We start from the raw sequence: 16,875 nt of genomic DNA, 5'->3' as shown, positions 1-16,875 counted from the left end.
CGAGGGTAAACTTTATGATTTCATTTAAAGGACTTACAGCAACCGCTGCGTTGTTGGTTTTTCCTGCATTCGTACTAGCGCATGGTGATCAAGGCTCATGGCAAGGGCATGGTCCTGGCATGATGATGGATCAGGAGCAAATGCAGCAGATGCACCAGAACTGGTCCCACATGAACCAGCTGATGCAACGCATTCCTGATGAAGCTTCACCGCAAGAACGGCAACGATTGATGCGAGAACACAGGGAGGCGATGCAAGAGCAAATGGGTTTTATGCATCACGGTATGATGGGCCCCGGCATGATGCGTGGACAAAACGGCATGATGGGAGGTCAGCACATGATGAACGGCGGCGGTAAATCAAAGAATGGTGGTAGTCTGTCTAACGAGAAACAAATTCAGATGATGCAGGAGCGCATGGATCAAATGCAGCTGATGATGGAGCAAATGCTGCAATACCAGCAGAATCTAAAGGTAGAGTGATCGAGAAGCCTTCAAATACCTCTATTTAACAGACGCATAGTTTCTGGCGAGTTTGATAGGCTGACGTTTGTGAAAACGGCGCAGTAGCTGGGTTTCGGTCGCAACGAAATCCGTGGCCTGTTACGGCTGGAAGATGGCACTCTGGGCATCACTTCGAATGTTCGCTTTGCGACCAAGGCATCCACTGAACTTAGTAAACAAAAGCGAACATTCGATTTTATCTTAATAATTCGATAGAAACGCGTAAACCGCTACAGGACTTAGTCGAAAAGCTGATTTTACCTTCATAGCGAGTCACTATATCTCGAACGATAGCAAGACCGAGACCGTGCCCAGGTGTTTGCTCATCTAGCCGCAGACCCCTTTGGCCCAAACTGGCTAAATCCTTGTGATTAACCCCTGGGCCATCATCAGCAACAACTATTCGCTTAAAGCCGCTGCCTTGTTCGACAGAGAGCTCTACGCATCTCGAAGACCATTTGCCAGCATTGTCGAGTAAGTTGCCCAATACTTCATTAAGATCATGTTCTTCTATTGGCCATCGGCTGTCTTCAGGCAGAGAACTCGATAGTTCAAACGACTTTTCCGGATATAAACGACCGAGCATCCACAAAAGATCTCGTGCCTGTTTTATGGGGTAGGCGCTTTTTCCAATCTGGGGCCCTGCAAAACGGCTTCGACGCATTTCAGCTTCTAATTGCCTGTCGATATCGCTTAATCGCTCCGCCATCTGGCGCCTTAGATTGGTGTCGATAGGACGTGTGTCGTCTTCCAGTATCTGCCGGACGGCTGCGATGGGGGTTTTGACGCTATGAGACAGGTTTGCGAGAGCGTCCCTGGAGCGCTCCAGTCGCTGATCTAAGGAGTCCAGCAACTGATTTAGTTGAAGAACCAGCGGGTGGAACTCCTCTGGCGACTGAACGTTGATTCGGGAGATCTCTCCGTCCTGGAGTCTTTTTAATGCGGCTTTGAGTGTGACAACCGGTCGCATGGACATCGTGATACCGAACCAGAGCACGGCGACCAAGAGCATAATCAACAGAACTGATACTACGGCGGTCCAGGCATGAAGTGCAGCTTGGCTGCGTTTCAGCGCACCCAGATCTTCAGAAACGATTACGACGATGGGTGTTTCACCGACCTGAAAAGACTTTCGGTAGGCGAGGATGTCTAAGGGAGTATCAGTGGTTTCGGCATCTTCTACGCGAACGGTTCCGTCTTCTTCGTTTTCAATCAGAGGCGTTAACAAGGGCTCCCAAGTATCGGGTGAAATGATGGTCTGTTCGGGTGTATGTATGGCAAAGGCATGATGAAAAACATCCTGGAAATAATCGCCCGTCTGGAGAGTGTCAACTTCACCATTCGCGTCGCGAATCTGGTGTTCAAGGAAAGCGACTTCATCTTTCAGTCGGCTTTCAACGAACTCCCGGGACATTCGGTCGAGTAGCAAACCATGGACCAACCACGCTACCCCCATTAGACCAATTCCGGCGGGCAGTAACAGCGCAAGCAAGGTTCCTTTTACGGACGCAGGCTTTTTAAGGAATCGCATTAAAAATGTACCCCTGGCCGCGTCGTGTTGAGATGGTTTCGCTGCCCACTAGCTTCCTTAACCTCCGAATATACGCCTCAATGACGTTTTCACTCGGGCTATCATTCAAGTTGTAAAGCTGTTCCATTAGTTGTTCTTTGGAAAAGACGTGGCCAGGGCGGCTCATCAAACAACGTAGCAGCCGGAATTCGGTGCCGGTAAGTGTATGTTCCACGCCGTCGTCCATCTTGAGGCTTTGGCGGTTTTCGTCCAGTTCAAAGCGGCCGGCTTTAACCTGAGTATGGACCCTTCCTTCACTTCGACGCACGAGTGCGTTGAGGCGTGCGATTAGCTCTTCTGTCTGAAAAGGTTTTGCCAGGTAATCGTCTGCCCCGGCTTTCAAGCCGTTAACCTTATCCTGCCAATCGCCTCTCGCGGTCAGAATCAAGACCGGACAGCTGACGTGATTCGTTCGCCACTTTCTCAATACGTCCAGCCCGTTGCCATCAGGTAGACCCAGGTCCAGAACAACAGCACGGTAATCCTCTTGCTCACCCAGAACGACGGCTTCTCGGGCACTGGGAGTTGTATCAACGCTGAAACCTGCTTTTCCCAACTGCCTGACCAGACCCTCAGCAAGCAAGCGGTCATCTTCGACGAGCAGTAAACGCATGAGTTTTTCCTTCTATGTATGGTCCGCGGTCGAAAGTGTGACTGATTAACCTGAATTCAGCCTGAACGGAAAATAGTTCGAGTTTTTCAGAAAGAATTCAGGTTAGTGAGAGAAGGTAACAACCGATTCTGGACATTGTTCAAGATTGGGGCTCAATCCTGCAGTGTTTTTCGAGCAATATTTTACAGAGGATAAAAAGATGAATGCATCAAAACTATTCGTAGCGGGTATGGCGCTTTCAATGTCGGCAACAGCGTTTGCGGCTGGCGCCCATGACGGTGGCCACGGGCACGGCGCTACAAGCGGTGAACCTGGCAAAGCGTCGGAGGCCAGCCGAACCGTAACTGTCGAGATGTACGACAACTACTACGAACCCGAAGAAATCAGTGTAAAGCCGGGTGAAACCGTTCGCTTCGTGGTGGAGAACAAGGGAAACCTCGTCCATGAGTTCAATGTTGGCACTCCCGACATGCACGAAGCTCATCAAGAGGAAATGATGATGATGGTTGAGCATGGCGTCATCCAGGGCGGCAAGCTGAACCACGACATGATGAATATGGATATGGGGAATGGCCATTCCATGAAGCATGACGACCCGAACAGCGTGTTGCTGGAACCGGGCCAAAGTAAAGAAGTGGTATGGAAGTTCTCTGATAAAGGCAATATCGAATTTGCCTGCAACGTGCCGGGCCACTATCAGGCCGGGATGTACGGTGAGGTCAATTTCGAGTAACTCGCTTAACTGAGGTCCGCGAGCGCGGGGCTGAGACACGTTTCTCGGCCCGGCTTCAATGACGTGTAGTTCGGAGCAACACAGATGAAACCACGCTTTTTGACAGGGCTTTTGAGCCTGCTGATGCCAGCCATGGTTCTGGCCGGCGAATACGACCTTACGGTCGACCGGGTAAAAATTGATACCGGCGATTTCGTGAAGGAAGGCATTGGATACAACGGGAAATCCCCCGGGCCAGTGATGCGCTTCAAGGAAGGCGAAAACGTCAAGATCAACGTGACCAACAACCTGGATGAGATGACGTCCATTCACTGGCATGGTTTGATCCTTCCTTTTGATCAGGACGGCGTGCCCGGAATCAGCTTCCCAGGTATCAAACCGGGTGAAACCTTCACCTACGAATTCCCAATCCAACAGGCGGGCACCTACTGGTTCCACAGCCATTCAGGCTTCCAGGAGCCAGATGGCGCTTATGGTTCTATTGTTATTGAGCCTGAAGGTCGTGAGCCGTTTCGCTACGATCGGGAATACGTGGTGCAGCTCACCGACAAACACCCCCATTCCGGTGACCGCATCATGCGCAACCTGAAAATGATGCCGGATTACTACAACCGCGAGCAGCAAACCGTTGGCGAGTTTTTCTCGGACGTTTCAAAAAATGGTCTGATGAACACCGTCAGTGACCGTATGGCCTGGGGTGGTATGCGGATGATGAAGGCGGACGTTGAGGACTTGCAGGGCTTTACGGGCCTGATCAACGGCAAAGGGCCGGACCAAAACTGGACGGGACTCTTTGAACCAGGCGAGCGCATTCGGTTGCGTTTTATCAATTCCTCGGCCATGACCTACTTCGACATCCGGATTCCAGGTCTGGACATGACTGTTGTGCAGGCTGATGGCAACAACGTTCAGCCGGTTAGTGTGGATGAATTCCGGATTGGTGTGGCGGAAACCTACGATGTGATCGTCCGACCGAAAGATGAGCAGGCCTACACCATATTTGCCGAATCCATGGGGCGTTCGGGCTATGCCAGAGCGACACTGGCCCCAGAAGAGGGCATGGAAGCAGCCGTCCCGCAACTGCGTGAACCGGCCCGCCTGACCATGGCCGACATGAGCGGTATGCATGGCATGGACCATGGCAGCATGGCCGGAATGGATCATGGCGACATGGATATGAGCAGCTCAGAAGGGATGGGCGGAATGGACCATTCTTCGATGGAGGGAATGGATCACTCGAATATGCAAGGAATGGATCATTCCGACATGGAAGGCATGGATCACGGTTCCATGGCGATGGGTAAAAAAGAAGGTCCAAGCGATCCCTTCTACGCCAAGGGTAGTGGCCTCGTACCTACCGCAGCCAATGGCGGTAAGTTCTTGTCCTACGCTGACCTGAAGGCTCAGGACCCGTTGTATGAAGACCGCGAACCGACCCGGGAAATTGAGCTTCGTTTGACCGGCAATATGGAGCGTTATACCTGGAGCATTAATGGCGTCAAGTACGAAGACGCAGACCCAATTCGTCTCAAATACGGTGAGCGAGTTCGCTTCAAATTCGTGAACGAGACCATGATGACTCACCCCATGCACCTGCACGGTATGTGGTCCATTCTCGATGTTGGTGCAGACCAATGGAACCCGATCAAGCACACGGTCAGTGTGCAGCCAGGCACCACGGTTTACATGGAAACCGAGGTCGACGAGCCCGGTCAGTGGGCGTTCCACTGTCACCTGTCCTATCACGCGGCCGCTGGTATGTTCCGCAAGGTCATTGTTGAAGGTGGGCCAGAGTCGACGCAGGCCAAAACAGACGTGATTGCCAAAGATGGAGGTGAGGTATGAGCTGTATTCGATCAATTGTCGCAGTCAGCTTCCTTGCCTCTATTGGTGTTTCAACGGCGGTGACAGCTCAGGAAATGATCTCAGACACGACCGCTCGAAAACAGCCGCTCACAACCTGGGGTGTTCAATTCGAGGAATTTGAGTACCGCTACAGCGACGATGACGAGGAGCTGGGCGTCTGGAATGCGGATGCCTTCTATGGCACCGACGACTTTAAAGTCCGGCTGCTCACAACCGGGGAGTACGAGATAGAGGAGCAGGCCTACGAAACGCTGGAAAACCAGCTGGTCGGCCAGATCCCTATCTCCAAATTCTTCGACGCCAAAGCGGGCGTGCGTTTCGATACGCCCGAAGGGCCGGACCGTACGTATGCGGTTCTCGGTGTGGCCGGGCTGGCGCCCCAATGGTTTGAGATCGATGCAAATCTGTATGTCAGCAAGGATGGCGATACGTCAGCCGAACTGGACGCTGAGTACGAATTGCTGTTCACCAACTACTGGATTTTGGCGGCAACGCTGGATGCCTCAGTAGCTTTCAGTGAGGATGAAGAGATCGGCGTCGGCAAGGGATTAGTTTCCACCGAAACCGGCCTCCGGCTCAGCTACGACCTGATCGACCGTGCGTTCTCACCCTACGTGGGTGTGGTGCACGAGCGTAAGTATGGCGATAGCGCCGACCTGGCCGAGGCGGACGGCGGTGGCACAGAAGACTGGTTTGCCGTGATCGGCGCTCGAATCGCATTCTGATGCTGATGGGCCATGGGGAAACCCACGGCCCTTTTTCGTCTATGATTTGATGTAACTCAAATCCACCGAAAGTCTGTGTCCATTTTCAGCCGCAGTTCAGATTGAAGTGTTTTGATACAGGGAGAAGTCATCAGGAAGAGAGGTGTCACCCCATGACCAAAGCACACAAAGCAACCAATCAGGAGCAGTTTTTGTTGCGCCGAAAAATGGCCGTCGAGGGGCTTGGAGAGGATCAGTGGGATGGGCTCATCCACGATCTTAATCGCCACCCCTGCGTTGATTTCGCCGAGCGTAAGCCAAATGGCACATTGCAGGTGACGTACGACGGAACCCACTGGTCCGTCGATGAATTACTGGAACTGATCAAGGCTTACGGTGGCCAATTGAAAACCGGATGGTGGACCCGGCGCAAATTGGCTTGGTACCGGGTTACCGACGACAACGTCCGGGCAAATGCCAAGCATGAGCCGTTCTGCTGTTCCAAGATTCCACCCATGAAAAAATAACAGGAGGTTGAATGAACAGGGAGGAAGATCGAACTACCCGCTACCAGGAGGGCAGTCTCACTTTACCAGGGACAGTCATGCTGGGTACCGGCGTCATGATTGGCGCCGGTATTTTTGCTCTGACCGGGCAGATGGCGCAGATGACCGGCGTTCTTTTCCCGCTGGCCTTTCTCGCGGCGGCCTTGATTGTTGGCTTCAGCGCGTATTCCTATATCAAGATTTCCAACGCCTACCCGTCGGCCGGGGGCATTGGCATGTACTTGCATAAAGCCTATGGAAACCGGCTGCCAACGGCATTCAACGCCCTGTTGATGTACTTTTCCATGGTGATCGCCCAGAGCTTCCTGGCCCGGACATTCGGCTCCTACACCATGCAACTTTTCGGCGGGGATGACAGTGGCCGCATGGTGCCCATTCTTGGCGTCTCACTGATTCTGGCCGCGTTTCTGATCAATCTTCTGGGTAACCGGATGATTCAAGGGGTGGCGTCTTTCATAGGCATTCTTAAGATCGGCGGGATACTGATTTTCGGTCTGGTCGGGATCTGGATTGCCGACTCAGTCTCAGTTGATTTTTCGGAGCCCGGTGAAGCCGGAACGCTGGGCAACTTCTTGGGCGCGACCGCGTTGGGCATTCTAGCGTTCAAAGGCTTTACGACCATTACCAACAGTGGTTCGGAAGTCATCGACCCGAAGCGAAATGTCGGCCGTGCCATCGTTATCTCCATTGCCGCCTGTGTGGTGATCTACACGCTGGTGGGATTTGCGGTCGCCAGCAATCTATCTCTGGCTGAAATTATCGAAACGCAGGATTACTCTCTCGCCGCTGCTGCACGTCCCGCTCTCGGCGAATACGGCGTCTGGTTTACTGTTGCGATTGCCATGATGGCCACGGCGGGAGGAATTCTGGCCAGTGTATTTGCTGTGTCCCGCATGTTGGCCATGCTGACGGAGATGAAGCTCGTACCACATCGGCATTTTGGCATGCCCGGCAGCATCCAGAAACACACACTGGTGTATACCGTTGTCCTGGGGCTGATCCTCACCGCCTTCTTTGATCTGTCACGAATTGCCGCGCTGGGTATCGTGTTTTACCTGATTATGGACATTGCCATTCACTGGGGTGTACTGCGCTATCTTCGCAAAGACATCAAGGCCAACACCTGGGTGCCAACTACAGCCATCTTGTTGGATCTTTTGGCTCTGGGCGGCTTTGTCTGGGTAAAACTGAATACGGACCCGTTCGTCATCGGCGTGGCAGTGGTCACCATGATTGTGCTTGCAGTCTCCGAGCAGATTTTCCTGAAAAGATCGCCGGAATCCGCGCAAGCGAAACAGGAAGAGAGTCACGCGCATCGTCACCATTAACCAGAATCAGGAAGAGAGGCTATTGCCATGATGGGAGATAACATGTTCGGGAACACCATGTGGGCAGGCCACTGGCTGTGGATGCTGGTGATTGCCATTGTGGTCGTCATTCCGGCCTGGCGTATTTGCCAGCGCACGGGGTATCCGGGGTGGATGGGTGTACTGATACTGATCCCTATCGTCAATCTGGTTCTGCTGTATTTCATTGCATTTGCAGACTGGCCCGCCGATAAAACAGGAGATCAGAATGGCTGAGCACCATCACGCCCATGACCACGATCACTACGCCGATAAAGAACCTGGCGGGCACACCGCCAAGGATCCGGTTTGCGGCATGGCAGTCGATCCGCATACCGCGGAACACCGCAGCCAGCATGGCGGTAAAACCTGGTACTTCTGCTCGTCGCGTTGCCAGTCCAAATTCGACGAGGACCCTGAGCAGTACCTCGATTGGGAAAAGAAACAGCAAGAGCCGGTAGCGCCGGGCACTATGTATACCTGTCCCATGCACCCCGAGATTCGGCAGCAAGGGCCAGGGGACTGCCCAATCTGCGGCATGGCCCTAGAGCCCGAGCAGGTAAGCCTGGACGACGGGCCTTCGGAAGAACTCAAAGACATGACCCGCCGATTCTGGATCGGCCTGGTGCTGGCCCTGCCTGTACTGGTACTGGAGATGGGTGGGCACCTCACCGGACTCGATCACATTATAGCCCCGCAGATGTCCAACTGGATTCAACTGGTGCTGGCAACGCCTGTGGTGCTCTGGTGCGGTTGGCCCTTCTTCGTCCGGGGTTGGAAATCCGTGGTTAGCCGTAACTTGAACATGTTTACGCTCATTGCCATTGGTACCGGCGTCGCGCTGATCTACAGCCTGGTGGCGACCCTGGCGCCGCAGATCTTCCCAGGCGCCTTCCGGCAGGAAGACGGGTCGGTCGCCGTCTACTTCGAGGCGGCTGCTGTCATCGTGGTGCTGGTGCTGCTGGGGCAGGTGCTGGAATTGCGCGCCAGAGAGAAAACCTCTGGTGCCATCAAGGCCCTGCTGGATCTGGCACCGGCGACGGCCAGAAAACTGGACGACGATGGCAGCGAATCCGATGTGTCGCTTGATCAGGTCAAGGTCGGTGACCGCTTGCGGGTACGTCCGGGAGACAAGGTGCCGTTGGACGGCGAGGTGCTTGAAGGCAGCTCCAACGTGGATGAATCCATGGTGACCGGTGAGCCTTTGGCAGTCAGCAAAAAATCCGGCGACCAGGTGATCGGCGGCAGTATCAACCAGCAGGGCAGCTTTATCATGCGGGCCGACAAGGTTGGCCGTGACACCATGCTGTCCCAGATTGTGCAGATGGTGGCGAGCGCCCAGCGCAGCCGCGCGCCCATTCAGGGCCTGGCCGACAAGGTGGCGGGTTATTTTGTGCCTGCGGTGATCGTGATCGCCATTATCGCCTTTATAGCCTGGTCCTTCTTCGGGCCCACGCCGCCTATGGCGTTCGGGCTGATTGCAGCGGTCAGTGTTCTGATCATTGCCTGCCCTTGCGCACTTGGCTTGGCGACGCCCATGTCCATCATGGTGGGTGTCGGACGCGGAGCTCAAAGTGGCGTTCTGATTCGCGATGCGGAAGCCTTGGAGCGTATGGAGAAGGTGGACACCGTGGTGGTGGATAAAACCGGCACGCTGACAGAGGGCAAGCCGCAAGTCACCCGGCTTGTCGCGGCCAACGGGTTCGATGACAGTAGTCTCATGCGTTATGCAGGCGGCCTGGAGAAAGGCAGTGAGCACCCACTGGCTCACGCCATACTCGATAAAGCCAAGGGCATGGACCTGAAGCTTCCGGATGCGGAAGACTTTGACTCTCCGAATGGTAAAGGGGTTACCGGTCGAATAGACGGCAAGCGGGTGCTACTTGGTAACCGCCTTCTCATGGAGTCGGAAAATGTCGACACCACGCGATTTGACGGCGACGCCGACCAGCTCCGAAAAGATGGTGCAACCGTGATTTTTGCTGCTGTCGACGGAAACGTCGCAGGGTTGCTGGCGATTGCCGATCCGGTCAAGGAAACCACCGAAGCCGCTATTTCCGCGCTGCAAAAAGACGGCATCCGGGTGCTCATGCTGACCGGCGATAACCGCACTTCAGCTGAAGCAGTTGCCCGAAAACTGCATATCGACGAAGTGGAAGCGGAAGTCCTGCCGGAAGATAAGGGCAAGATCGTCCAGCGCCTGAAAGACGAAGGCCGTGTTGTCGTGATGGCGGGTGACGGCGTAAACGATGCGCCTGCACTGGCAACGGCGGATGTCGGTGTGGCCATGGGCACCGGGACCGATGTCGCCATCGAAAGCGCCGGCATTACGCTGCTACGCGGCGACCTGATGGGCATTGTCGAGGCGCGCCGTTTGTCTCTGGCGACCATGCGCAATATCCGTCAGAACCTGTTTTTCGCCTTCGTTTACAACTCCGCCGGTGTTCCGATAGCGGCAGGGGTTTTGTACCCGTTTTTCGGGATACTGCTGTCGCCCATTTTTGCAGCGGCCGCCATGTCGCTGTCCTCGGTCAGCGTGATCGTGAATGCGCTGCGTTTGAGGGTGGTGAAACTCGGGTCAAAGCAATGAACTTCTGAATCATTGGAGGTAGCTATGTCATACACGATCGATCGAGTTATCAAAGATGTCGATTTCGAGGACGTGGACAGAAGAGCGCGTCAGGCCCTCACTGATCACGGGTTCGGTGTGCTGACAGAAATTGATGTCAAAGCCACCATGAAGAAAAAGCTGGACAAGGATATGCAGGCCTATCGGATTCTCGGGGCCTGCAATCCTGGCATGGCGTGGGAAGCCATCGGTGTGGAGCCTCGCGTGGGTGCCATGCTGCCTTGCAACGTTATTCTTCGTGAGGTTTCGGAGGGCATTGAGGTAAGTGCAGTGGATCCATTGGCTTCCATGAGCGCCATCGATAATGACGAGCTCAAGCAGGTTGCCGGGAAGGTCAGGGATATGCTCTCTGAGGTTGTGGAATCGATCTGAAGCCGGTAGAGGCGTCGATTTGCTGCAGTGCCTGCGGTTTGCAATGGATTAGCGAATTAGCCAGGCGAGCGCATAGCCCAACTGAACACTGGAAATGCAAATAGGACTCCTCATTTGACGACGGGATACCTATTTGATGTCAGTCATATTGTGGAGAAGAAAAAAGGAAAAAAGATATGGATATAAAGACTTTTGGACAACTGATCGACTGGACGCGCGATCTGCACTCACATCTGGCGAGCTGTCTGTCCCATTGCGCAACAAAGCACGAGGAAGAACGGGCCCGTGCGCTTTTGGATTATCTGGCAGATCATGAATCGGAAATAGAGCGGATCGTGAACGAGTTTGAGCACCAAGGGGATAAGAAGGCACTGGAAACTCGGGTGTACGACTACCTGTCCCATAATCCGATCAAAACTCATCGAACCTGCGACGAGCCTTACGCGAAGCTTGATTTTGATGGTATCTGCCGGGAAGTGTTCGACTTTCATGATCAGATTATTGATCTCTACAAAACGCTGATTGGAAAAGCCGAAATTCCAGAAGCAAAAGAGCTGTTCGAATCTCTTTTGGCGATGGAGGAAAATGAGTCGATGAGACTGGCTCGTCAGGTTGGCCGAATGCAGGATCTATGAGATCCGAGCACTTTTGCTGACGGCTTAATCCCTTTGAATGTTTCCAATTGAGGCTCACCTTCACACCTCAAAGACGGGCGCAAAGCCACCTCCCGGCGTTCGAAAGTTGGTGGCCTGGCCCTGGTACACACGGGCAGCGGCAAGCAGATGTTGCCCGGCATAGGTGTACAAACGGATATCGACCTTTCTGGTGGTGACCGTGCCATCCACTCTCAGGGTGCGTTCTCCGGCCGGAACGAAGTTCTGCGCAATGTAATCACCCTTCAGGATCTCTTCGAAAACGCGGCGGGTCAGCTTTTCGCCCCGGTAGACACCCTTGCTGCCATGGCCCGCCACCGGTTTGAAAAACAGTTTACGCCGGTTGTTCCACAACTCCGCCTCATCACTTGCTGAAACCAGCAAGGTCTTCGGTACGGCTCTGTCCAGATATCCTGCCTCGGCTTCACTAAGTCCCCAGTCGCGCAGGGTATGGGCATCAGATAGCAGGGTCAGGTTCCGTTTGTCGGCCATAAGCGCATGGGCGCGGGGATTGGGCGTTACGACCGCCGCGCCGTCGAGGTAGGCGTGCCTCAGTGCCCCAAGAGCCGGGGCCTCCAAGGCAAAATCCACCAGCCGGTTGTACACCATGTCGATAGGCATGCCGTAGGCGCTTAAGGCGCCATCGAGATACTCAAGCTCCGATGGGTCGAGAATCAAGGTCTCTATGCCTCTGGCCTGGAATAACTGTTGGGCCAGCTGGAATTCCGGGAACATAAACTGGGACTTTGGCGCATCGTCCACGATGGCCAGGCGACGAGGCGTTGAGTTGCGACCTTGCCTTTGCCACTCCTGTTTAAACATGGCAAATACCGCGTCCTCGAACCCATTCAGTGCTCGGTTGGTGTCAGCGGTTTGCTGGGATGGGTCACAGCATCGGTGTTGAGCTCGGGCCAGCAGCGTGTTCAGAAATGCGCCGCCGGCGTTGGTGTTGATTTCGATTAGCTGAGGGCCGTCTGGGCCCAGGTGAAAGTCGTAGCCCATGAAGGCCCCGATGGGGCCTGGATCAAATCCGGCGATGTCCGGCGCCCAGGACAGAGCTCTTTCCTTATAGGGCGGAAGCTCGGCTGCGGATTCGATCGCCTGAACGATCCGCTCCATCGTCGCGATGTCAGCCTGGGGAACAAAAACCGGCGTGTTTGAAAAGAGATGATGGATCTCGGGAGTGGCCGGCGCCTCGTTCCCAGTGTCTGAAAACTGCTTCCGGAGGCTGTCAGTGAGCGCTTTTCGGTCAAGGGTGATGCAGTAACACTGCCGGTTGAGCTGGTCGGCTTGGGTTTTGGTTGTTCGCTGGTTTTCCTGGGGCACGTCTTGCATTGGTCGTCCAAGGTTATTGTGAATCGTTCCACCTTGATTCTGGTCAAACGGATGCATGTTTCGCAACTGTTTTCAGGCCTGTTTCAGCTTGGTGTGATGGACTGCCAAGTAATGACCATGCCTGTTCGGGATCTTGCTTACCGGGCGAGGAAATCTTACTGAAACCCTCTGACCAAAAAGGGCACGCTATGAAACATTCGTTGCGCAAGAAGTGGATTGCTGGAATTACGGCCAGTGTCGCTATGAGTTTTTCGCTGATGGTGGCCGCAGACACAAACCGGGCATTTGTTCCCATGGGCACAGCGGATGCCGTCGGCGTTATTGATCTGGAAAACCGCAAGGTGACGTCGTCCATTGGCGGCACACTGAATACCCACGGTTCGGCACTGACCCCGGATGGCCGGCATCTGGTGGTGGGTAGTTTGTCGGCGCATGATCGTCAGGAGCCGGTTAGTCGCCCCGAAGGCGTTTCAGAAGATGAACACGCCGCTCATCATGGGGGCGGGCAGTCTACTGAATTGGAAGCAGGGAGTACCGGGCTGCTCTATTTGGTGAACACGGCCACAAAGACGATTGACCGCAAACTGGAAGTGCCGGGGCCGGTGCACCATGTGCTGGTGACTTCCAACGGTCGCTATGCCGTTTCCACGCATCCTGCCAGTGGCAGTATCAGCGTTGTGGATCTGGATTCCGGTCAGTTGGTCAAAACTGTGGCGACGGGGCCGGCCCCCAACTATCTGGTGCAAACCGACGACGGCCAATCCCTTCTGGTCAGCAATACCGGTAATGGCACGGTCAGCGAAGTGGATACCGAGCACTGGTTCGTCGAGCGCAATTTGCGAGTTGGCGGCAACCCAGAGCATATGGTGCTTGCCCCCGGCAACCAGCGGCTCTACGTGAATGATGCTGCATCCGGCCAGGTTCTTGTCCTTGAGCTTGCCAAAGGCGCGGTGGCGAACCGGTACGAGGTTGGGGAGGCGCCCCATGGCGTTGGCTTGAGCGCAGATGGCCAGACCCTCTATGCCACCAGCCAGGGCGGCAACCAGGTGGTCCGGATTGAGCTAGCCAGCGGCGCCCGCCACACCAGGCCGCTGGCTCCTGCGCCCTATCATCTTGCGGTCTCTCCCTACGATGGCCAGCTACTGGTGACCAGTCGGGCAGAGAACAAGCTTTGGGTGCTCGACCCGGAATCCCTCGATGTGGTTGATGAGATCGCGCTGAGCGGCATAGGCCATCAGATATCCCTTGAGGCCCATTAGTACTCTGTTCTGACACTGGCTTTTTCGCAAAGGAACCGCTCATGGATCGACGCTTTAAAATTACTTTGGCAATGTTTGCCGTTATCGCACTGGTTTTACTCTGGGGAGAACACAAGGTTCATCTGCTTGGCGCCTTGCCCTGGCTGATACTGCTTGCTTGTCCGCTGATCCATATTTTTATGCACGGAGGGCATGGAGGACATAACCACCAGGCAGAGCAACCGGGAAAGAGTGGAGAGCAGCGTGATGACTGATGGTGCATCGGATTATGGCCTTTGGAGCCTAGTGGTGCTGAATTCGGCGATTTTCATATTCTTCGCCTTCAGTTTTTTCAAACCGCAGACCCGCCGGGACTGGCGTTCGTTTGGTGCCTTCAGCGCGTTTCTGGTGGCACTGTTCACCGAGATGTACGGGTTCCCGCTGACGCTCTACTTCCTCTCCGGCTGGCTGCAGAGCCAGTATCCCGACGTGAACTGGTTGGCTCACGACAGTGGCCACTTGCTGGAAATGCTGTTTGGTTGGAAGGGTTCCCCACACTTTGGGCCGTTTCATCTCTTGAGCACAGTGTTTATTGGCCTCGGGTTTTATCTGATTGCGGCTGGCTGGCGTACCCTGTATGCCGCGCAAAAGGCAGGGCAGTTGGCCACAACCGGCCTGTATGTCCACGTTCGCCACCCCCAATATTCCGGCTTTGTGCTCATCATGTTCGGTTTTCTGTTGCAATGGCCCACGCTGCTGACGCTGGCCATGTTCCCGGTGCTGGTGTGGATGTACTCGCGCCTGTCTTTGTATGAGGAGCGTGAAACAGAAAAAACGTTCGGCTCCGATTGGCGGGCCTATTCAGCCAGAACTCCCCGTTTTATTCCTCAATTGAGGAATTTGAGGCGCAAGCAAATCGAGGAACAAGAATGATGCATGGGGCAACTATCTCAGTAGGCGTTCTTGCAGTCGCACTAATCAGCGGCTGCGGTAAACAGACGGTGGATGACCGCTGGTACACACAGGCTGAGGTCGAGCGCGGCGCAGTGGTGTTCGACGACAACTGCGCAAGCTGCCATGGCGGCAATGCCCAAGGCGCTTTCAATTGGAAAAAGACTCTGAAGGATGGCTCTTACCCGCCGCCACCGCTCAACGGAACAGGTCATGCCTGGCACCATTCCTTCGACACGCTGATGGGTACAATTAGTCAAGGTGGCGCCCCCATGGGTGGGAAAATGCCGGCCTTCGCAGACGAGCTCTCCAGGGACGATCAAAAAGCCGCTATCGCCTATTTCCAGAGCAAATGGGACAAGCGGATCTATGAGGCATGGTCTGAAAGGAGTGGGCTCTGATTTCTCTGGGTAATCAGACGATTAACTCAAGGAGGCAGCGTATGAAATGCTTATGGGTGGTGGCTTTCTAAGTGTTTTTCCGGGCAGTGCGCTGGGTGGTGCGCCCTCGGCGGAATCATTGATTGAGGGGATGGAGGCCACCCTGTGGTCGGACAGCAACCACGGCCGTTTCACCATGCGTATCGAAACCGAATACTGGACCTGGAGGCCTGGATGGTTCGGCAGGTTTAAGATGGAATTATAGCGAGTTATTGTCGGTAGTCACATAGACAGACACAGGGGTACTTCCTCTTGCACAATGGGTTTTCTTGCCACTGATAACGGTCCTGGTTGTCAAATGGATGTTTCTTGGATGGTTGACTCTGAGAGCCAAATGAAGAAGCGCCGTGGAAGTGAAATAAAGTATCTTCTGGATGTTAAAAATTGAATAAATAGTCGACTGTCGTTCTAAGAGACAGTCGACTACTGATTTTGCTCTGACTTTCTGGAATTATTTAAGTATGATTGTGATGTGCATTTATACCTGATCTTATTTCTTGTTGATTGATATTTGACCCCTTCATATCTTTTTGAGATTGCATGTATTTCATACAGGTCATCATTCTGGTTTTCGTGTCGACTGTTTTGTTCGGGTAAGTGCGCGCTTCATTAATCCGATCGGCCAATCCTGAATTGGCAGTGGCCATGGTAGAAAATAAAGTGGCAGCTGCGGCAGCGATAATGATTTTTTTCATGATGCTCTCCTTAATTGCCTTAAACCGTTCAATAAATTCAGTTCAGTTTCAGTTTTCTGTGATTTACTTGAGCGTGATCAGGACGTCGACTGCTCGAAGCCCGAGCCAGCCGACGCTTGCGTCTCCACGAGTTGACTTTACCGCAGGGATTACCCTGCGGTATTTTTTTGCCTTTGTTTCAGAGCTTTGTGATAAGCCCGGCCTTCTTCCGTCATCATTTGCACGCGAGCCTCAAAGCCCCCTTCGGACATCGCATTACGTGTCATGTCTCTGTGTAAGCGCTGCATCTCTTCATTCTTAAGTATTTCTTCAATGGATGATTTGTCCATCATTTGGCTGTGCATGGCCTTCATGTCCTTACTGTCTGACATGTTTCCGGCGAGTACGGACGTTGAAACAGTAACTGCTGCTGCAAATATAAGTAAATTTTTCATTTTTACACCTCCTAGTTGGTTGGTGATTTAATTAAAACATCGGTTTCTGAATTGATCCTGAAAGAAACAAGAAAATTTAAAATAAAGTAATTTTTTTCAGGAATAACAGTATCTTGATATAAATCAAATTGTGCATTTTCGTTCTGCAATTCAGTTTGGTTTCAGATAAGCGCTATAAGATTGCGATTCAGAAACATTTCAATGGAGATATAACGTTGTCATTTCTT

The 16,875-nt window shown here is 53.6% G+C and carries 20 protein-coding genes; 15 read left to right on the top strand and 5 right to left on the bottom strand.

The window, feature by feature from the left end; genetic code table 11:
- The first annotated feature begins 14 nt into the window (after positions 1 to 14).
- Positions 15 to 482 (top strand): hypothetical protein, encoded by a 468-nt coding sequence (locus Q9245_RS05290; protein ID WP_104270352.1) that lies wholly within the window; start codon positions 15 to 17, stop codon positions 480 to 482.
- A gap of 217 nt (positions 483 to 699) precedes the next feature.
- Here the strand turns inward: Q9245_RS05290 and Q9245_RS05285 are convergent, their stop codons facing one another.
- Positions 700 to 2,034 (bottom strand): ATP-binding protein, encoded by a 1,335-nt coding sequence (locus Q9245_RS05285; RefSeq protein WP_091855226.1) that lies wholly within the window; start codon positions 2,032 to 2,034, stop codon positions 700 to 702.
- Positions 2,021 to 2,686, bottom strand: a complete 666-nt coding sequence (locus Q9245_RS05280; protein WP_091855227.1) for a response regulator transcription factor — start codon at positions 2,684 to 2,686, stop codon at positions 2,021 to 2,023. Before Q9245_RS05280 ends, Q9245_RS05285 begins: the two co-directional genes overlap by 14 nt.
- 199 nt (positions 2,687 to 2,885) lie before the next feature.
- Between Q9245_RS05280 and Q9245_RS05275 the strand changes: the two genes are divergently transcribed.
- The 9 genes from Q9245_RS05275 (at position 2,886) to Q9245_RS05235 (ending at position 11,537) form a co-directional block, all read left to right on the top strand.
- Positions 2,886 to 3,419, top strand: coding sequence for a cupredoxin domain-containing protein (locus Q9245_RS05275; protein WP_058340739.1), 534 nt, complete (start codon positions 2,886 to 2,888; stop codon positions 3,417 to 3,419).
- Positions 3,420 to 3,503: 84 nt separating this feature from the next.
- Entirely contained in the window at positions 3,504 to 5,264 is a 1,761-nt protein-coding gene (locus tag Q9245_RS05270) for a copper resistance system multicopper oxidase (RefSeq protein ID WP_305896155.1), read from the top strand.
- On the top strand, positions 5,261 to 6,010 hold the full coding sequence (locus tag Q9245_RS05265) for a copper resistance protein B (RefSeq protein WP_058340741.1): 750 nt from the start codon (positions 5,261 to 5,263) through the stop codon (positions 6,008 to 6,010). Before Q9245_RS05270 ends, Q9245_RS05265 begins: the two co-directional genes overlap by 4 nt.
- Positions 6,011 to 6,162: 152 nt before the next feature.
- On the top strand, positions 6,163 to 6,516 hold the full coding sequence (locus tag Q9245_RS05260; RefSeq protein ID WP_094625993.1) for a hypothetical protein: 354 nt from the start codon (positions 6,163 to 6,165) through the stop codon (positions 6,514 to 6,516).
- 11 nt (positions 6,517 to 6,527) lie between these two features.
- Complete coding sequence (locus Q9245_RS05255; RefSeq protein ID WP_094625994.1) at positions 6,528 to 7,883, top strand: APC family permease; 1,356 nt, start codon at positions 6,528 to 6,530, stop codon at positions 7,881 to 7,883.
- Between the two features lie 27 nt (positions 7,884 to 7,910).
- Positions 7,911 to 8,138: a hypothetical protein gene (locus tag Q9245_RS05250; protein WP_022990675.1), complete on the top strand. Its 228-nt coding sequence runs from the start codon at positions 7,911 to 7,913 to the stop codon at positions 8,136 to 8,138.
- On the top strand, positions 8,131 to 10,491 hold the full coding sequence (locus tag Q9245_RS05245; RefSeq protein ID WP_305896154.1) for a heavy metal translocating P-type ATPase: 2,361 nt from the start codon (positions 8,131 to 8,133) through the stop codon (positions 10,489 to 10,491). The genes Q9245_RS05250 and Q9245_RS05245 overlap by 8 nt, the downstream gene beginning before the upstream one ends.
- Before the next feature lie 24 nt (positions 10,492 to 10,515).
- Positions 10,516 to 10,902, top strand: coding sequence for a DUF302 domain-containing protein (locus tag Q9245_RS05240; protein WP_062785101.1), 387 nt, complete (start codon positions 10,516 to 10,518; stop codon positions 10,900 to 10,902).
- A gap of 176 nt (positions 10,903 to 11,078) precedes the next feature.
- Positions 11,079 to 11,537, top strand: coding sequence for a hypothetical protein (locus tag Q9245_RS05235; protein ID WP_062785099.1), 459 nt, complete (start codon positions 11,079 to 11,081; stop codon positions 11,535 to 11,537).
- Between the two features lie 60 nt (positions 11,538 to 11,597).
- Here Q9245_RS05235 and Q9245_RS05230 read toward each other — a convergent pair whose 3' ends face one another.
- Entirely contained in the window at positions 11,598 to 12,890 is a 1,293-nt protein-coding gene (locus Q9245_RS05230; protein ID WP_062785097.1) for a hypothetical protein, read from the bottom strand.
- A gap of 188 nt (positions 12,891 to 13,078) precedes the next feature.
- On the opposite strand from Q9245_RS05230, the gene Q9245_RS05225 reads away from it, so the two are divergent.
- The 5 genes from Q9245_RS05225 to Q9245_RS05205 are packed head-to-tail and all read left to right on the top strand — an operon-like array spanning position 13,079 to position 15,724.
- A complete protein-coding gene (locus Q9245_RS05225; RefSeq protein WP_248234640.1) occupies positions 13,079 to 14,149 on the top strand; it encodes a YncE family protein in 1,071 nt (356 codons plus the stop codon).
- Positions 14,150 to 14,190: 41 nt separating this feature from the next.
- Positions 14,191 to 14,403, top strand: a complete 213-nt coding sequence (locus Q9245_RS05220; protein ID WP_305896153.1) for a DUF2933 domain-containing protein — start codon at positions 14,191 to 14,193, stop codon at positions 14,401 to 14,403.
- Positions 14,396 to 15,061, top strand: a complete 666-nt coding sequence (locus tag Q9245_RS05215; protein WP_305896152.1) for an isoprenylcysteine carboxylmethyltransferase family protein — start codon at positions 14,396 to 14,398, stop codon at positions 15,059 to 15,061. The genes Q9245_RS05220 and Q9245_RS05215 overlap by 8 nt, the downstream gene beginning before the upstream one ends.
- Positions 15,058 to 15,480 carry a cytochrome c gene (locus tag Q9245_RS05210; protein WP_022990666.1) on the top strand — a complete coding sequence of 141 codons (423 nt, stop codon included), beginning with the start codon at positions 15,058 to 15,060 and terminating at the stop codon, positions 15,478 to 15,480. Before Q9245_RS05215 ends, Q9245_RS05210 begins: the two co-directional genes overlap by 4 nt.
- Positions 15,481 to 15,526: 46 nt before the next feature.
- Positions 15,527 to 15,724, top strand: coding sequence for a hypothetical protein (locus Q9245_RS05205; protein WP_305896151.1), 198 nt, complete (start codon positions 15,527 to 15,529; stop codon positions 15,722 to 15,724).
- Between the two features lie 250 nt (positions 15,725 to 15,974).
- On the opposite strand, the gene Q9245_RS05200 is transcribed toward Q9245_RS05205, so the two are convergent.
- Both Q9245_RS05200 and Q9245_RS05195 read right to left on the bottom strand, forming a co-directional pair.
- Positions 15,975 to 16,214 (bottom strand): hypothetical protein, encoded by a 240-nt coding sequence (locus tag Q9245_RS05200; RefSeq protein WP_305896150.1) that lies wholly within the window; start codon positions 16,212 to 16,214, stop codon positions 15,975 to 15,977.
- A 149-nt stretch (positions 16,215 to 16,363) separates the two neighbouring features.
- On the bottom strand, positions 16,364 to 16,648 hold the full coding sequence (locus Q9245_RS05195; protein WP_062785085.1) for a hypothetical protein: 285 nt from the start codon (positions 16,646 to 16,648) through the stop codon (positions 16,364 to 16,366).
- Positions 16,649 to 16,875 lie beyond the last annotated feature (227 nt).

This window comes from Marinobacter sp. MDS2, from assembly GCF_030718085.1.
In the GTDB taxonomy this organism is placed as follows: Bacteria; Pseudomonadota; Gammaproteobacteria; order Pseudomonadales; family Oleiphilaceae; genus Marinobacter.
This window is presented reverse-complemented; position numbering and strand designations above follow the sequence as displayed.

What these genes read in the sequence shown, in the direction of transcription:
- Q9245_RS05235 (WP_062785099.1), top strand. Translation starts at nt 11,079, where the DNA reads ATGGATATAAAGACTTTTGGACAACTGATCGACTGGACGCGCGATCTG.
- Q9245_RS05210 (WP_022990666.1), top strand. Translation starts at nt 15,058, where the DNA reads ATGATGCATGGGGCAACTATCTCAGTAGGCGTTCTTGCAGTCGCACTA.
- Q9245_RS05225 (WP_248234640.1), top strand. Translation starts at nt 13,079, where the DNA reads ATGAAACATTCGTTGCGCAAGAAGTGGATTGCTGGAATTACGGCCAGT.
- Q9245_RS05245 (WP_305896154.1), top strand. Translation starts at nt 8,131, where the DNA reads ATGGCTGAGCACCATCACGCCCATGACCACGATCACTACGCCGATAAA.
- Q9245_RS05260 (WP_094625993.1), top strand. Translation starts at nt 6,163, where the DNA reads ATGACCAAAGCACACAAAGCAACCAATCAGGAGCAGTTTTTGTTGCGC.
- Q9245_RS05240 (WP_062785101.1), top strand. Translation starts at nt 10,516, where the DNA reads ATGTCATACACGATCGATCGAGTTATCAAAGATGTCGATTTCGAGGAC.
- Q9245_RS05290 (WP_104270352.1), top strand. Translation starts at nt 15, where the DNA reads ATGATTTCATTTAAAGGACTTACAGCAACCGCTGCGTTGTTGGTTTTT.
- Q9245_RS05250 (WP_022990675.1), top strand. Translation starts at nt 7,911, where the DNA reads ATGATGGGAGATAACATGTTCGGGAACACCATGTGGGCAGGCCACTGG.
- Q9245_RS05265 (WP_058340741.1), top strand. Translation starts at nt 5,261, where the DNA reads ATGAGCTGTATTCGATCAATTGTCGCAGTCAGCTTCCTTGCCTCTATT.
- Q9245_RS05195 (WP_062785085.1), bottom strand. Translation starts at nt 16,648, where the DNA reads ATGAAAAATTTACTTATATTTGCAGCAGCAGTTACTGTTTCAACGTCC.
- Q9245_RS05215 (WP_305896152.1), top strand. Translation starts at nt 14,396, where the DNA reads ATGACTGATGGTGCATCGGATTATGGCCTTTGGAGCCTAGTGGTGCTG.
- Q9245_RS05230 (WP_062785097.1), bottom strand. Translation starts at nt 12,890, where the DNA reads ATGCAAGACGTGCCCCAGGAAAACCAGCGAACAACCAAAACCCAAGCC.
- Q9245_RS05205 (WP_305896151.1), top strand. Translation starts at nt 15,527, where the DNA reads ATGCTTATGGGTGGTGGCTTTCTAAGTGTTTTTCCGGGCAGTGCGCTG.
- Q9245_RS05200 (WP_305896150.1), bottom strand. Translation starts at nt 16,214, where the DNA reads ATGAAAAAAATCATTATCGCTGCCGCAGCTGCCACTTTATTTTCTACC.
- Q9245_RS05255 (WP_094625994.1), top strand. Translation starts at nt 6,528, where the DNA reads ATGAACAGGGAGGAAGATCGAACTACCCGCTACCAGGAGGGCAGTCTC.
- Q9245_RS05275 (WP_058340739.1), top strand. Translation starts at nt 2,886, where the DNA reads ATGAATGCATCAAAACTATTCGTAGCGGGTATGGCGCTTTCAATGTCG.
- Q9245_RS05285 (WP_091855226.1), bottom strand. Translation starts at nt 2,034, where the DNA reads ATGCGATTCCTTAAAAAGCCTGCGTCCGTAAAAGGAACCTTGCTTGCG.
- Q9245_RS05220 (WP_305896153.1), top strand. Translation starts at nt 14,191, where the DNA reads ATGGATCGACGCTTTAAAATTACTTTGGCAATGTTTGCCGTTATCGCA.
- Q9245_RS05270 (WP_305896155.1), top strand. Translation starts at nt 3,504, where the DNA reads ATGAAACCACGCTTTTTGACAGGGCTTTTGAGCCTGCTGATGCCAGCC.
- Q9245_RS05280 (WP_091855227.1), bottom strand. Translation starts at nt 2,686, where the DNA reads ATGCGTTTACTGCTCGTCGAAGATGACCGCTTGCTTGCTGAGGGTCTG.